This window comes from Mesorhizobium sp. M0664 (assembly GCF_040320565.1).
Classification (GTDB): domain Bacteria; phylum Pseudomonadota; class Alphaproteobacteria; order Rhizobiales; family Rhizobiaceae; genus Mesorhizobium.
Genome location: NZ_JAMYPW010000002.1, coordinates 315,587 through 329,332, shown reverse-complemented (window position 1 = coordinate 329,332; position 13,746 = coordinate 315,587). Strand labels below are relative to the sequence as shown.

11 protein-coding genes are annotated in these 13,746 nt (G+C 62.9%); 6 read left to right on the top strand and 5 right to left on the bottom strand.

Annotated features, from left to right (window positions below):
• Window positions 1-213 precede the first annotated feature (213 nt).
• Window positions 214-936 (bottom strand): helix-turn-helix domain-containing protein, encoded by a 723-nt coding sequence (locus NKI39_RS04300; protein WP_352502037.1) that lies wholly within the window; start codon window positions 934-936, stop codon window positions 214-216.
• A 259-nt stretch (window positions 937-1,195) separates the two neighbouring features.
• On the opposite strand from NKI39_RS04300, the gene NKI39_RS04295 reads away from it, so the two are divergent.
• The gene (locus NKI39_RS04295; RefSeq protein ID WP_352473418.1) at window positions 1,196-2,554 is read left to right on the top strand and encodes a trimethylamine monooxygenase; all 1,359 of its coding nucleotides are present in this window, start codon (window positions 1,196-1,198) and stop codon (window positions 2,552-2,554) included.
• A gap of 25 nt (window positions 2,555-2,579) precedes the next feature.
• Here the strand turns inward: NKI39_RS04295 and NKI39_RS04290 are convergent, their stop codons facing one another.
• Entirely contained in the window at window positions 2,580-3,917 is a 1,338-nt protein-coding gene (locus NKI39_RS04290; RefSeq protein WP_352830802.1) for an aminotransferase-like domain-containing protein, read from the bottom strand.
• Window positions 3,918-4,026: 109 nt separating this feature from the next.
• Between NKI39_RS04290 and NKI39_RS04285 the strand changes: the two genes are divergently transcribed.
• The 5 genes from NKI39_RS04285 (at window position 4,027) to NKI39_RS04265 (ending at window position 8,820) form a co-directional block, all read left to right on the top strand.
• On the top strand, window positions 4,027-5,001 hold the full coding sequence (locus NKI39_RS04285) for a substrate-binding domain-containing protein (RefSeq protein WP_352830800.1): 975 nt from the start codon (window positions 4,027-4,029) through the stop codon (window positions 4,999-5,001).
• 72 nt (window positions 5,002-5,073) lie between these two features.
• Window positions 5,074-5,904 (top strand): ABC transporter substrate-binding protein, encoded by an 831-nt coding sequence (locus tag NKI39_RS04280; protein ID WP_502898545.1) that lies wholly within the window; start codon window positions 5,074-5,076, stop codon window positions 5,902-5,904.
• 8 nt (window positions 5,905-5,912) lie between these two features.
• Window positions 5,913-6,833 (top strand): amino acid ABC transporter permease, encoded by a 921-nt coding sequence (locus NKI39_RS04275; RefSeq protein ID WP_352746205.1) that lies wholly within the window; start codon window positions 5,913-5,915, stop codon window positions 6,831-6,833.
• Window positions 6,820-7,593, top strand: coding sequence for an amino acid ABC transporter ATP-binding protein (locus NKI39_RS04270; protein ID WP_352768892.1), 774 nt, complete (start codon window positions 6,820-6,822; stop codon window positions 7,591-7,593). Before NKI39_RS04275 ends, NKI39_RS04270 begins: the two co-directional genes overlap by 14 nt.
• A gap of 45 nt (window positions 7,594-7,638) precedes the next feature.
• Window positions 7,639-8,820 carry a M20 aminoacylase family protein gene (locus tag NKI39_RS04265; RefSeq protein ID WP_352768889.1) on the top strand — a complete coding sequence of 394 codons (1,182 nt, stop codon included), beginning with the start codon at window positions 7,639-7,641 and terminating at the stop codon, window positions 8,818-8,820.
• Between the two features lie 123 nt (window positions 8,821-8,943).
• On the opposite strand, the gene NKI39_RS04260 is transcribed toward NKI39_RS04265, so the two are convergent.
• The 3 genes from NKI39_RS04260 to NKI39_RS04250 all read right to left on the bottom strand — a co-directional run bounded on the left by NKI39_RS04260 (window position 8,944) and on the right by NKI39_RS04250 (window position 13,710).
• The gene (locus NKI39_RS04260) at window positions 8,944-10,491 is read right to left on the bottom strand and encodes an autotransporter outer membrane beta-barrel domain-containing protein (protein ID WP_352830799.1); all 1,548 of its coding nucleotides are present in this window, start codon (window positions 10,489-10,491) and stop codon (window positions 8,944-8,946) included.
• A 148-nt stretch (window positions 10,492-10,639) separates the two neighbouring features.
• Window positions 10,640-12,634 (bottom strand): ABC transporter permease, encoded by a 1,995-nt coding sequence (locus tag NKI39_RS04255; RefSeq protein ID WP_352830798.1) that lies wholly within the window; start codon window positions 12,632-12,634, stop codon window positions 10,640-10,642.
• A complete protein-coding gene (locus NKI39_RS04250) occupies window positions 12,631-13,710 on the bottom strand; it encodes a quaternary amine ABC transporter ATP-binding protein (protein ID WP_352830796.1) in 1,080 nt (359 codons plus the stop codon). The genes NKI39_RS04255 and NKI39_RS04250 overlap by 4 nt, the downstream gene beginning before the upstream one ends.
• Window positions 13,711-13,746: the final 36 nt, after the last annotated feature.

The window sequence follows — 13,746 nt, the reverse complement described above, 5'->3', positions numbered from 1 at the left end:
TGCCCGTCAAGCTGCCAATCTCCCCCCAAGAGGGGGAGATGCCCGGCAGGGCAGAGGGGGGCGCCGTAGAGCGCCGGCCTTTAGCCCCCTTGCGACCAATCGAGGACGAGCTTGCCCTGCAGTTCAACGTAGCGGAGACCCTAGGATCCATGCCGTTACCGTGGCCGTGGAGTGCAGCGATCCAGGATTGCTTGCGCGCCCCTCATCTCCGGCTCACCCCGCGCTGCTCTGCGGATAACAGATGATCGACAAATACCGCATCGGCAGGACGCTCAGCACTTCCGGTCCGTGCGGCGCATCGGCGTCGAAGAACAGGCTGTCGCCAGGCCTCATCGGGTAGAGATTGCTGCCGTGCCGGTAAACCACCTCGCCCTCGAGCATATAGAGGAATTCCATGCCTTCATGCTGGAAGGTCGGGAACACGTCGGAATCCTCGGTCAGCGTGATCAGATAGGGTTCGACGACGACGCCGCTGGTGTTGGAGCCGATATGGCCGAGCAGATTGTACTGGTGGCCGGCGCGCGTGCCGCGGCGTTCGACGTCGAGGCCTTCGCCGGCCTTGACGAAGACGGCACTGCGCTCTTCCTCGAAGCGTCGGAAGAAGGCGGTGACGGGAACGCCGAGCGCCCGCGACAGCGCCTGCAACGTGGTCAGCGATGGCGAGGTGATGCCGTTCTCGATCTTCGACAGCATCCCAAGCGAAATGTCGGTGGCGGCAGCCAGATCGGCGACGGTGATGCCGAGCTTCTTGCGGAAGGCCCGCACCTCGCGGCCGATCGCGACCTCCAGGACTTTTTCGCGGGTGTCGCGAATGGCGTGCGGGTTCTGGGTGAGCGGCGCGCGTATCTTGCGCGGATCGACTGCAGCGACCGACGGCTTGGCCTTGGCGGCGACGACGGCCGCAGCGGGCTTTAGACTGGATGCTTTTTTCGCCATGTTGCCACCCCGGACCTTGCCGATTCATTTCACTCACGGTGAACATATTCGGTGCCGATACAGAAGCGCAACTGCCACGGCAAGCCACCCGTGTCGAATTGCGCAATGTCTGGATTTCGCCCGAGCTACTGCGTCGCTTGGAAATCCAGCTGGGCGAAACGCGGTTTCGCGACAAGCCCTGTTGACAGCATCGAAGGGGCAATTACTGTCCTGTCAGTGAAATTTGTTTCGTTAGGGAAATGAGATCGGGAGGCCCGCAATGAAAGATCGTGTTGCCGTCATCGGAGCCGGGCCGTCCGGCATGGCCCAGCTCAGGGCCTTCAAGTCGGCCGCCGACAAGGGCGCCGACATTCCCGAAATCGTCTGCTTCGAAAAGCAGTCCGACTGGGGCGGCCTGTGGAACTACACCTGGCGCACCGGCCTCGACGAGCATGGCGACCCAGTGCACGGCTCGATGTACCGTTACCTCTGGTCGAACGGCCCGAAGGAATGCCTCGAATTCGCCGACTACACCTTCGAGGAGCATTTCGGCCGGCCGATCGGCTCCTATCCGCCGCGCGCCGTGCTGTGGGACTACATCAAGGGCCGCGTCGAAAAATCCGGCGTGCGCCAATGGGTGCGCTTCAACAGCCCGGTGCGCATGGTCACCTTCTCCGAAACGACAAAAAAATTCACCGTCACCGCGCATGACCGCACCAGCGACGTCACCTACTCGGAAGAGTTCGACCATGTCGTCGTCGCCTCGGGCCATTTCTCCGTGCCCAACGTTCCCTATTTCGAGGGCTTTTCGACCTTCAACGGCCGTATCCTGCACAGCCACGATTTCCGCGACGCCATGGAATTCAAGGGCAAGGACATTTTGATAATCGGCCGCTCCTATTCAGCCGAGGACATCGGCTCGCAATGCTACAAATACGGCGCCAGATCGATCACCTCCAGCTACCGCTCGAAGCCGATGGGCTTCAAATGGCCGGAGAACTGGAAGGAAGTGCCGCTTCTGCAGAAGGTCGTCGGCAAGACGGCGCATTTCAAGGACGGCAGCACCAAAGACGTCGACGCCATCATCCTGTGCACCGGCTACCTCCATTCCTTCCCGTTCCTCACCGAGGATTTGAAGCTGAAGACCGCCAACCGCATGTGGCCGGACGGGCTCTACGAGGGCGTCGTCTGGGAGAAAAACCCGAAGCTGTCCTATATCGGCATGCAGGACCAGTTCTACACCTTCAACATGTTCGACGCGCAGGCCTGGTTCGCCCGCGACGTCATCATGGGCCGCATCAATCTGCCCTCGGCCGAAGCCATGGCCGAGCACGGCCGGAAATGGCGGGCACGCGAGGAAACACTTGAAGACGCCGAGCAGATGATCTGGTTCCAGGGCGACTACACCAGGGAGCTGATGGAGCAGACCGACTATCCCGGCTTCGATGTCGAGGCTGTCAATCAGACCTTCATGGAGTGGGAGCACCACAAGGCGCAAGACATTATGGGCTTCCGCGACCATGCCTACCGCTCGCTGATGACCGGCACGATGGCGCCGCTGCATCATACGCCCTGGCTGCAGGCGATGGACGATTCGATGGAAAGCTATCTCGAGATGAAGGGCGTGGCGGCGGAGTAGCAGTCCGAACGGCGATTGACTTGCCTCAGACAACTTCCCGCGCCGGGTCGGCCGCCAGCGCCAGGGAATTTGCGACGTGCTCGAGGTGCTCCTCGTCCAGAATGCTGGTCGCGACGCGGACAGCGTTCGTTTTTCCGGTCGAAAACTTCGCCCCGGCATGGACCGCGATGCCGTGGGCGGCCAGCGTGACCATCGCGTAAGGTTCCGAAGCAACCGGAATGAGGACGCTGAGACCGTGTCCGGCGTCGATATCGACATTGCGTTTGGCCAGTTCGCCGGCGAGCCGTTCGCGACGGCCGCGGTATACCTCCTTCGCCTGCTCCACCAGGGCGGCCGTGGCCGGGTCTTGCAGCAGCCAGGCGGTGGCCGCCTGCAGGATGCGGCTGGTCCATCCCGAGCTGAAGCTGCGGTAGGACTGGATCTGCTCGACGATCGTCGCCGATCCGGACAGCACGGCGAGCCGCAGATCCGGGCCGTGGGTCTTGGAATAGGACAGGATATGGACGACGCGATCGGGAAAACGCCGGCCAAGCGAAATGCGCGGCGCCGAGGCAATATCGCCGACGCCGTCATCTTCGACAATCAGCACGTCGGTGCCGGCGAGCAGGTCGCCGATGACTTCCAGCCGCGTCGACGACATGCAGGCGCCGGTAACCGAATGGACGCGCGGCTGGAACAGGAACGCGACGGGCCGCTGCCGCAGAGCGTTGGCAAGTGCATCCGGCAAGGGACCGTCGCTGTCGCAGTCTACCGGGATGATCGGCACATCGAGATCCTCGAGGATGTCGAGCAGGCGAAGCGCCGTCGGGTTCTCGATGGCCACCGGCGCTCCCGGCGGGACCAGCGCATGCAGCAAGGTGTAGATGGCGTTGTAACCGCCATTGGTGGCCAGGAACGCGCCGGGATCGTACGGCCATGACGGGCGCACCGCGGCCTCCAGCTCGGGCAGGATGCGTACCCGCTCGTAGCTGTTGAGCTTTTCGGCGCGCGCACCATGCGCCAGCGCGATGCCGAGCGGCGGCAACAGCCTCACATCGGGCTCCGCGATCGCCAGGTTCAGAACATCCTGTCCGTAATTGCCACCGCTCATGTGGCGCTCGGGCCGGGCGGCAAAGCGGTTGCCCATGATCCAGGTGCCGTTGCGTCCGCGGCCGCCGATGATCTTGTAGCGCCGCAATTCGCTCCACGCCTGCGAGACCGTCGCCGGGCTGACGCCAAGCACATAGGCCAGATCGCGCACCGGCGGAAGCTTTGCGCCGACAGGCAGCGCGCCGCTTCTGATCAGCGCTCCGGTCTCGCGCGCGATGCCGCGCATCGTGCGGTCGCCAAGGCGATCAGCGAACCATCCTGCATCGAAATCCATCGGCACCCGCGACCATTAAAGCTAATGTTCAATAACATAATAACATTTGATCGGCCAAAAATAAACATTTACCAATCGCCGATCAAACATAGCTTTGAAGTTCATGCCGATGCCCGTCTCCATCACTATAGCCACCCGCGATTGGGACTATCTCACCCCTTTGGTGCTGGGTGACGTCGCTTCGAGCCGCTTGTCGGTGAAGGTTGACCGCGTCGCCACGCTCATTCCGGACCTCGGCACCGATCCGAACCACGATGCGGCGGAGGTCTCGTTCAGCCGTTATGTGTCGGCCATGGCTTCCGGCAGGGATACGGTGGTTGGAATACCGTGCTTCATCATGCGCGGCTTTCGCCATCGCTGCATCATAACGGTCGAGGCCAGCCCGCTGGAACGGCTTTCCGACCTTGCCGGCAAACGCATCGGCGTGACCGGCTGGCGCGATTCCGGCAACACATGGACGCGCGCGGCGCTTCGCCGGGAAGGCGTCGGCGTCGAGGATGCCTATTGGTTCGCCGGCAGGCTGACATCGGAGCACCCGATCGCCGACCGCCTCGACGGATTCGGCAGGCCGGGGCGCATCGAAGCAGCACCAGGCGAGCGCCCGATGATGGAGCTGCTGTCGCAAGGCGAGCTCGACGCCGTTTTCACGCCCTTCATGCCGGACGGCTTTTTCGGCCCGGTTTCCGGCTTCCGGCAAGTGCTGCGCGATTTTCGCGCGGCCGAACGCGCCTATTTCGCCGACGTCGGTTATGTCCCGGGCATGCATCTGGTCGCCGTCAAGGCGGCAGTGGCCAGGGAGCACCCCTGGCTGCCGCAGGAACTCGCCAGGCTGATCGACGAAAGCCAGCGCGTCTGGACGGCAAAGCGCCGAAAATACGCCGATACCTCGCCCTGGATCCTCGAGGAGCTGATTCATGCGGGGCGCGACCTGCCTGCCTCCTGGAACGCCAGCGGCCTGCCGGCCAACCGGCGCATGATCGAGGATTTCGTCACCGAGCTCCATGCCCAGGGCATTCTGGCGGAACCGATTTCCGCCGACGCCTTGTTTCCTTTCGAGGCCAGATCGCGGGCCACCGCAGCCTGACAACGCACAACGAAGAACACGAAGGAGAATGCCATGAGGACAATCAGCTTCATATTCGCCTCGCTCGTCACCATGCTGGCGCAGGCCAGCTTTGCCCAGGATATCCAGAAGCAATCGGTGAACGAGGATTTGCGGGCCCGGCTGCCGGAAGAGATCCGCACGGCGGGAAAGATCACAGCCGTCAACAACGGCTCGTTCCCGCCCTATGAGATCGTCACCGGCACCGAACTGTCGGGGGCGACCAGGGACATTTCCGACGCCATCGGCCAGCTGCTCGGCGTCGAGATCGATCATGCCTCGGTCGCCGGCCTGCCGGCTTTGCTGAGCGGCATCAATGCCGGCCGTTATCAGTTCGCGATGGGTCCTGTCGGCGACTATCCCGACCGCCAGAAATCCAACGACTTCATCGATTGGGTGCGCGAATACGTCGTCTTCGCCGTCGAGAAGGGCAACCCACAAGGCATCACCTCGCTCGACACCGCGTGCGGCAAGCGCATCGCCGTCATGTCGGGTGGCTCGGCCGAAAAGGTCATCAAGCAGCAGGCGCAGAAATGCACCGAAGGCGACAAGCCGGCCGTCGAGGTGCAATCCTTCACCGACCAGCCGAGCTCGATACTGGCCGTCCGGTCGAAACGCTCCGACGCATTCTTCTCCTCGCAGGCGCCGCTGACCTATTTCGTCGAGCAGGCGAAGGGCCAGCTGGAACTCGCCGGGGTCGGCCAGGCCAACGGCTTCAAGGACATCTATCAAGGCGCCGTCGTCAAGAAGGGCTCGCCGCTGGGCGGCGTGCTGCTCGACGCGTTCAAGATCCTGATGAAGAACGGCACCTACGCCGCGGTCATGAAGAAGTGGGGCCTCGAGAAAAACATGATCGATGCGCCAGGCATCAACCAGGGCCAGTAGAGGCTGCCATGACCGATGCCACCGCTGCCTACGCGGCCGGGCTGCCGCGACGTCCCGACGACGCGCTGCGCGACGTCAAACGAGCCCACCGGCCGTTTCCGCTCGTCCGGCTGGCGCTCTGGGCGTTCACCGTCGCCGTGGCGGCCGGCTTCGCCTATATCGTTGCAGTCAACCCGAATTTCGGCTGGCCGGTGGTCGCCCAGTATTTCTTCGATCCGACGGTCATGCAGGGGCTTTCGGTGACGCTCGGCCTGACGGTCGTGGCTATGATCCTGGGCATCGTGCTCGGCCTGCTGCTCGCCATCGCGCGCATGTCGAGCGACAGGCTGGCATCCTTTCTCTCCGGCCTGTTCATCTGGTTCTTCCGGGGAACGCCGCTGCTGGTGCAATTGATCCTGTGGTACAACCTTTCGACGCTGTTTCCGCGCATTTCCATCGGCTTCGCCAGTTGGAACACCAACGACCTGATCACGCCGTTGACCGCCGCCGTTCTTGGTCTGGCGCTGAACGAGGCCGCCTACATGGCCGAGATCATCCGTGGCGGGCTGCTGTCGGTGGACAAGGGACAGGCCGAAACGGCTGAAGCCTTCGGCATGACCCGCGCGCGGGCCTTGCGGCGCATCATCATCCCGCAGGCGATGCGGTCGATCGTGCCGCCGACCGGCAATCAGCTGATCAGCATGATCAAGGCAACTTCGCTTGTCAGCGTCATCGCCATGGCCGACCTGCTCTACTCGGTGCAATCGATCTACAACCGCACCTTCGAAATCATTCCGCTGCTGATGGTTGCAGTGCTGTGGTACCTGCTGATCACCTCGGTCCTCAATGTCGCGCAAGGCGCGATCGAACGCCACTACAGCCGCGGCGATCGCGGTGCGCGCGAGAAGACGGCGACCGCCACCCTGGAGGCCGCCAATGAGCGCGCATGACACGCCCCTGGTGCGGGCGCGCGACGTTCACAAGGCCTTCGGCCCGCTCGAGGTGCTGAAGGGCATTGATCTGGACGTCGCGCCTGGCGAGGTGGTGGTCATTCTCGGACCGTCCGGCTCCGGAAAGTCGACCTTCCTGCGATGCATCAATCATCTCGAGGCGATCGACCAGGGGTCGATCGAGGTGGACGGCGAGCAGATCGGTTACCGGTTGCACGACGGCCGCCTCGACAAACTTTCCGACCGCGCGATCGCCGCGCAGCGGCGCAAGATCGGCATGGTGTTCCAGCAGTTCAATCTCTATCCGCACATGACGACCCTGCAGAACGTCATCGAGGCTCCGGTCGGCGTTCACCGGGAGAACCGCAAGGAGGCGATCGGCTACGCCCGCGAACTGCTGACCCGTGTCGGTCTTGCCGACAAGATCGACGCCTATCCGCGCCAGCTTTCAGGCGGCCAGCAGCAGCGCGTCGCCATCGCCCGTGCGCTCGCCATCCGCCCGAAATTGATGCTCTTCGACGAGCCGACCTCGGCGCTCGATCCGGAGCTGGTCGGCGAGGTGCTCGCCACCATGCGCGATCTCGCCAGGCAGGGCTTGACCATGATCGTGGTCACGCATGAGATCGGCTTCGCCCGCGAAGCGGCGGATCGGGTGGTGTTCATGGACGACGGTAATGTGATCGAGGCCGGGCCTCCGGACGAGGTTCTCGCCAAACCCAGGCACCCGCGCACGCGGGCTTTCTTGAGCCGTTTCATCTAAAAGCAAAGCCGGCGCGGCACCTGCTCGGCCGGCAAAGGACCTTCCATGCCAAAGACCTCCAACCAGTTCGCCGATATTTCCGACTTCGCCGACAAGGCCGCCGAGCTTGCAGCGGCCCGCCAGCACCTGCACGCGCATCCCGAGCTTTCATTCCAGGAGCGCGAAACGGCTGTATACGTTGCCGAACGGCTCGAAAGCTGGGGCTATGAGGTGACGCGCAATGTCGGCGGGTTCGGCGTCGTCGGCCGCCTGCGCCAGGGCAGCGGCCGCAGCATCGCCATCCGTGCCGACATGGACGCCCTGCCGATCACCGAAGCTACCAATCTCCCTTATGCCAGCCAGGCCAGCGGCAAGATGCACGCCTGCGGTCATGACGGCCACACCACGATGCTGCTCGGCGCCGCCGAATACCTGGCGCGCACACGGCATTTCAACGGCACGGTGAACCTCATCTTCCAGCCGGCCGAGGAAGCCGGCAAGGGAAGCGGGGCGCAGGCGATGATCGCCGACGGCCTGTTCGAGCGCTTTCCCTGCGATGCGATTTTCGGGCTGCACAACCACCCGGGCGCGCCGACGGGTTCGTTCCTGATGCGCGCCGGGCCGCTGATGGCGGCGAGCGATACCGTCACCATCAGGATCGCCGGGCGTGGCGGCCACGCCTCGCGTCCGCACCTGACGGTCGACCCGATCGTCGCTGCCGCCAACATCGTCATGACCCTGCAGACGGTTGTGTCGCGCAACGTCAACCCGATCGAGACCGCTGTCGTCACCGTCGGCACGATTCACGGAGGCACGGCCTCCAACGTCATTCCGGAACACGCCGAAATCACGTTGAGCGTCCGCTCCTTCTCGGCCGAGATCCGCGACACGCTCGAGCAGCGTATTCGCAATATCGCAGCACTTGTGGCGCAGGCGCATGGCGCAACGGTCGAGATCGATTACGAGCGCGGCTACCCGGTGGTGGTCAATTCCGAGCGCGAGACGTCCTTTGCGACAGACATCGCTGTCGAACTCGTCGGTCAGGACAAGGTGTCCGTCTGCCCGTTGATCCCCGGCAGCGAAGACTTTTCTTATTTCCTCGAACACAAACCCGGTTGCTTTCTGCGCCTCGGAAACGGCGAGGATTCAGCCATCCTGCACAGCTCGAAATATGATTTCAACGACGGCAATCTGACCGTCGGCGCAGCGCTCTGGGCTCGTTTGACCGAGAGATTCCTGGCCGCCTGATCCATGACTGCGGCTTGGATTGTCGATCGGCCGGTCGAGCATTATTGGGGCGACCGGCCGCGCGACGATGCTCAACGAATTCTCACGCATTCCCCCACTTCGAATGCGATAAGAGCTTCGCTTTCAGACAAACAAAAAGTCACCCGTCGTCAGCGGGCTTGTAAAGTTTGCGAGAGTAACTTGATCGACTCCTGCGGTAATGATGGTGTCGGTTCCACTTTGCGCAATTGTGAGATCATCGAACGATTGCACGCCCTCCACGCCACTAAATACAATGGTGTCGTCTTGGGTCTGGCTGAAATCGTAGATGGTGTTTTGGGTTCCGACCGTCATTGAACCATCGTCCTTGAATATGAATTGATCTCTGCCGCCCTGAGCCAGTTCGCTCAGTTGCCCGTCACCCCACATGTCGTTGATGACGGTGCAGCCGGGTGCCGCGCTCCCGGCGTACAGGGTATCGTTTCCGCCCAGAGCCGAACCGGACATTTGCAGGGCGTCGCCGCACAGGAAGTTGCGGACCTGGCCGCTTTCGCTGTTGTGGCCCCCGGTAAGAATGTCGTTGCCGCCCGTGGCGGACCCGGACATAGCGAATGCGTCGCCGTACAACTCGTTTAGAACATCCGGACCGGAGCTCTTATTGCCGCCGGTTAGGATATCATTGCCGCCCACAGCATTGCCGGCCATCGCGCCAGCGTCGCCATAGGCGAAATTATGGGTGCCTTGCAGCACGGCCACGTCATCGCCCCCGCTAGCAGAGTCGGACATGATGCCGGCCGCGTCACCATAGAAACTTATCACGAACCCACCCACGCTCGTGAAGGTGTCGTCGCCGCCCTTAGCAAAGTCGGACATATGTAGGCTCGCGTCGCCAAAGAAGGTTTTGGTCTGAATCGTGCCACCAAAGTCTGTGTAATGGTCGTCGCCACCCTGAGCATGGCCAGACATGCTGCGACCGGCATCACCGTAGAAAATAGTGTTGGCGTCACTAGCGCCATTGAAAGTGTCGTTGCCGCCCTTGCTGTAGTCCGACATATCGCCGCTGGTGTCCCCGTAGAAAGCGTTGCTGGAGTCGCTCCTGGCCGTGAAACGGTCGTCGCCACCTTGAGCATGGCCAGACATGTTGTTCCCGGCGTCGCCAAAGAAAATGTTGACGGCCACGCTGGTGCCCTCGAAGGTGTCATTGCCACCCTTGCTGTGGTCGGACATATCGACGCCGGCGTCACCGTAGAAAGTGTTGAAGGAGTTGGGAAAGGCCGTGAAACGGTCGTCGCCGCCCTGAGCATGGCCGATCATGTTGCCGCCGGCGTCGCCGAAGAAAATGTTGCTGGCTTGCGCGGCGCCCGTGAAAGTGTCGTTGCCGCCCTTGCTGTGGTCCGACATATCGTCGCCCGCGTCACCGTAAGCAGTGGTGGTGGAGGAGCTCGACACCGTGAAGGTGTCGTCACCGCCCCGAGCAAAATTGAACAAGCTCCGAGCCGCGTCGCCGTAGAAGGTGTAGGTCGACGGTGCGGTTTCCGTAAAGGTGTCGTTGCCGCCTTTTGAGAAATCGAGCAGGCTGCCGCCAGCGTCGCCGGTCAAGATATTCGTATTTGGATCGCCTGTGAGGGCGTCATCGATACCCCACTGATGATCTGCCAGATCACCGGTAGTAAAGGGAACGCGTTTAGACATTATCCGCTCTCCTGTTGAGCCTACCCGTCCCATGGCAGCCGTACGATGTGAGGCAAAAACGAGCAATAATCCCGAATGGCTATGTCTTTAGGCGTAGGGATCGGTGCCTCGTTAACGGCGCGCTTGGCGGCAGCTTCCTGAGGCCGTCCTATTCCGGACTATATCCCAGCCTTGCCCGAGCCTTCGCCGTCCAGGCGTTGAACAGCCGGTCTGCGACGATGCCGATGAAGGCGATGGCCAGGCCGGCGACGATGCCGCGGCCGGAATCGGCCTTGGACAGGGCGATGAACACCTCCTGGCCGAGATCGCGCGTGCCGACCATGGCGCAGATGATGATCATCGCCAGCGCCATCAGGATGGTCTGGTTGACGCCGAGCATGATCTCGGGCAACGCCAGCGGCAGCTGCACGCGAAAGAAGGTCTGGCGCCTGGTGCAGCCCGAAACCTTCGCCGCCTCGATCAGCGCCGGCGGCACCTGCCGGATCCCGTGATTGGTGTAGCGGATCGCCGGCACCACGGCGAAGGCGACGGTGGCGATCATCGCGGTGACGTCGCCGACCCTGAACAGCATCACCACCGGAATGATGAAGCAGAACGACGGCAGCACCTGCAGCGTGTCGATGACCGGCGTGACGGTCTTTTCGAAGCGGTCGCTGCGCGATGCCATCAGCCCGATCGGGATGCCGATCAGGCAGGCGACAAAGGCCGAGATTCCGCACAAATAGACGGTCGCCATGGTCTTTTCCCAAAGTCCGGTGACGGCGCAGAACGCTGTCAAAGCCGCGACCAGGGCGGCGAGGCGCAAGCCGCCGAGCTGGTAGCCGGCAAGGCCGAGGAGACACACCGCGCCCAGCCACGGAAAACCCTCGCAGAAGGCGCGCACCGGGTTCAGCACGTTGAGGATAAGCGCCACGCGGAACGCTTCGATAGTGTCGAAGAAGTTGATGGTGATCCAGTTCACCGCCGCCTTCCACAAAGGCGCGGTGGTGAAGGTGATCGCTTTCGGCACCGCGGCGAACGCCGGCACGAACAGGCCGAGCAGCGTGGCGACGGCGAGGATGGCAACGGCCAGCGCCAGATTGGGATAGCGCCGCCAGAAACTGGTGCTGGCCTGGTGGCGGACATTGCCCTTGGCGTGATTGTGCGCGATCGCCTGGCTCAGCCGGTCGAGTGCAATTGCCAGTGCGACAATGGCGAGGCCAGCTTCCATCGCCTCGCCGACCTTGAGTGCGCGCAACGCCAAAAGCACGTCATAGCCGAGCCCACCGGCACCGATCATCGAGGCGATGATCACCATGTTGAGCGCCAGCATGATGACCTGGTTGACGCCGACCATCAATGTCGGCCGCGCCGACGGCAACAGCACCCGCCACAGCTTCTGCCGTGCCGTGCAGCCGGCCATCTCGCTGAAATCGTCGATCTCTGACGGCACCCGCGACAGGCCGAGCATCGTCGCCCGCACCATTGGCGGCGTCGCGAAAATTGCCGTCGCGATCATTGCCGAGACCGGGCTGTTGCCGAACAGAAGCAGCATCGGGATCAGATAGGCGAAGGTCGGGATCGTCTGCATCAGATCGAGGGCAGGGGAGATCAACAACCTCTCCGCCCAAGGCTTGCGCCATGCCCAGATGCCGGCGAACAGCCCGGTGACAATGCAAAACGGCACGGCGATCGAGATCAAGCCCAGCGTCAGCATGGCGCTGGTCCACTGCCCGAACAGCGCGATATAGAGAAAACAGCCGCCGGCCAGCGCACCCAGCTTCCAGCCGCCGGCGGCGCGTCCGGCAAGGTAGGCGGCAGCGCAGACGCCGACCCAGGACAGGCGCGGCAAGACGATCATATCCGCGCCATGGCCGATCTTGAAATTCTTGGCCAGAAGAGCGAGCGCGAAATCGAGCGGCACGCCAAGCACCGCGGTGATCGAGCGGGTCAGCCAGGAGAAGTTCGACTTCACCCAATTCATCAGCGCACCGACCCAGTCTGCGACAGGAACGATCGCGCCGGCCGGGTAATTGACCGCCCAGGGCAGGCTTTCCTGCAGCAGGAAGACAATAAGCACGGCGGCGAGCGCACAGGCCCAGATCGCCAGCCAGGTTTGAACCGGCCGGGGCCTCGCTGCGCTGGCGCTTGCCGTGACGGTCATCCGCCGGCCCCACGACGCTCGATGCCGGCGAGAAGATCGACCACCGCCTGCGGCGTGACTTCGCCGATCGGCTTGCCGGTGCCGTTGACCACCGCGAAGGGCTTGCCGGCAGAGACGATATCTGCCGAAAAACTTGATATCTTGGCATCCGGCGCGACCGTGCCGCCGTACTCGGCGCCGTCGCAGGCGCGCATCAGGCGGCGCGCCGAGATCACCTTGGCGCGATCGACATCGCGGGTGAATTCGGCGACATAGTCGGTCGCAGGGTTGACCACCAGCTCTTCCGGCGTGCCGATCTGGATGACCTCGCCGTCCTTCATGATGGCGATCCGGTCGGCCAGCCGGATGGCCTCGTCGAAATCATGGGTGATGAAGACGATGGTCTTGTGCAGCATGGTCTGCAGCCGCATCAGCTCGTCCTGCATCTCACGGCGGATCAGCGGATCGAGAGCCGAGAACGGCTCGTCGAGGAACCAGATTTCCGGCTTCGTGGCGAGGCTGCGGGCGATGCCGACACGCTGCTGCTGTCCGCCGGAAAGCTCGCGCGGATAGAAATGCTCGCGGCGGCGCAAGCCAACCAGCTCGATGACTTCACGGGCCCGCTTCTCGCGTGTCGGCCGGTCCTGCCCCTGGATGCCGAGGGGGAAGGCAATGTTCTCCAGTACGTTGAGATGCGGCAGCAAGGCAAAATTCTGGAACACCATGCCCATGCGATGGCGTCGCAGCTCGATCAGCGCGGCATCGGAAATCTTGAGCAGGTCCTTGCCTTCAAACTCGACCTTGCCGTGGGTCGGCTCGATCAGCCGTGACATGCAGCGCACCAGCGTCGACTTGCCTGACCCCGAAAGTCCCATGATGATGAAGATCTCGCCCTGGCGGATTTCGAGATCGACGGCGCGCACCGCGCCAACCAGTCCGGCAGCGGCGATGTCCGCCAGGCTGGCCTTGCCGTCGCGCCGGCGGATGAAATTGGCCGCGTCCGCCCCGAACAGCTTCCAGACATTGCGACAGCCAAGCTTTATCGGGCGGGCATCCTTGCCCGTTGCTTTCACCGCCTGTTCAATCGTATCGCTCATGCAATCGTCCTTCTGGAATAGGGGATCGAGACCCGG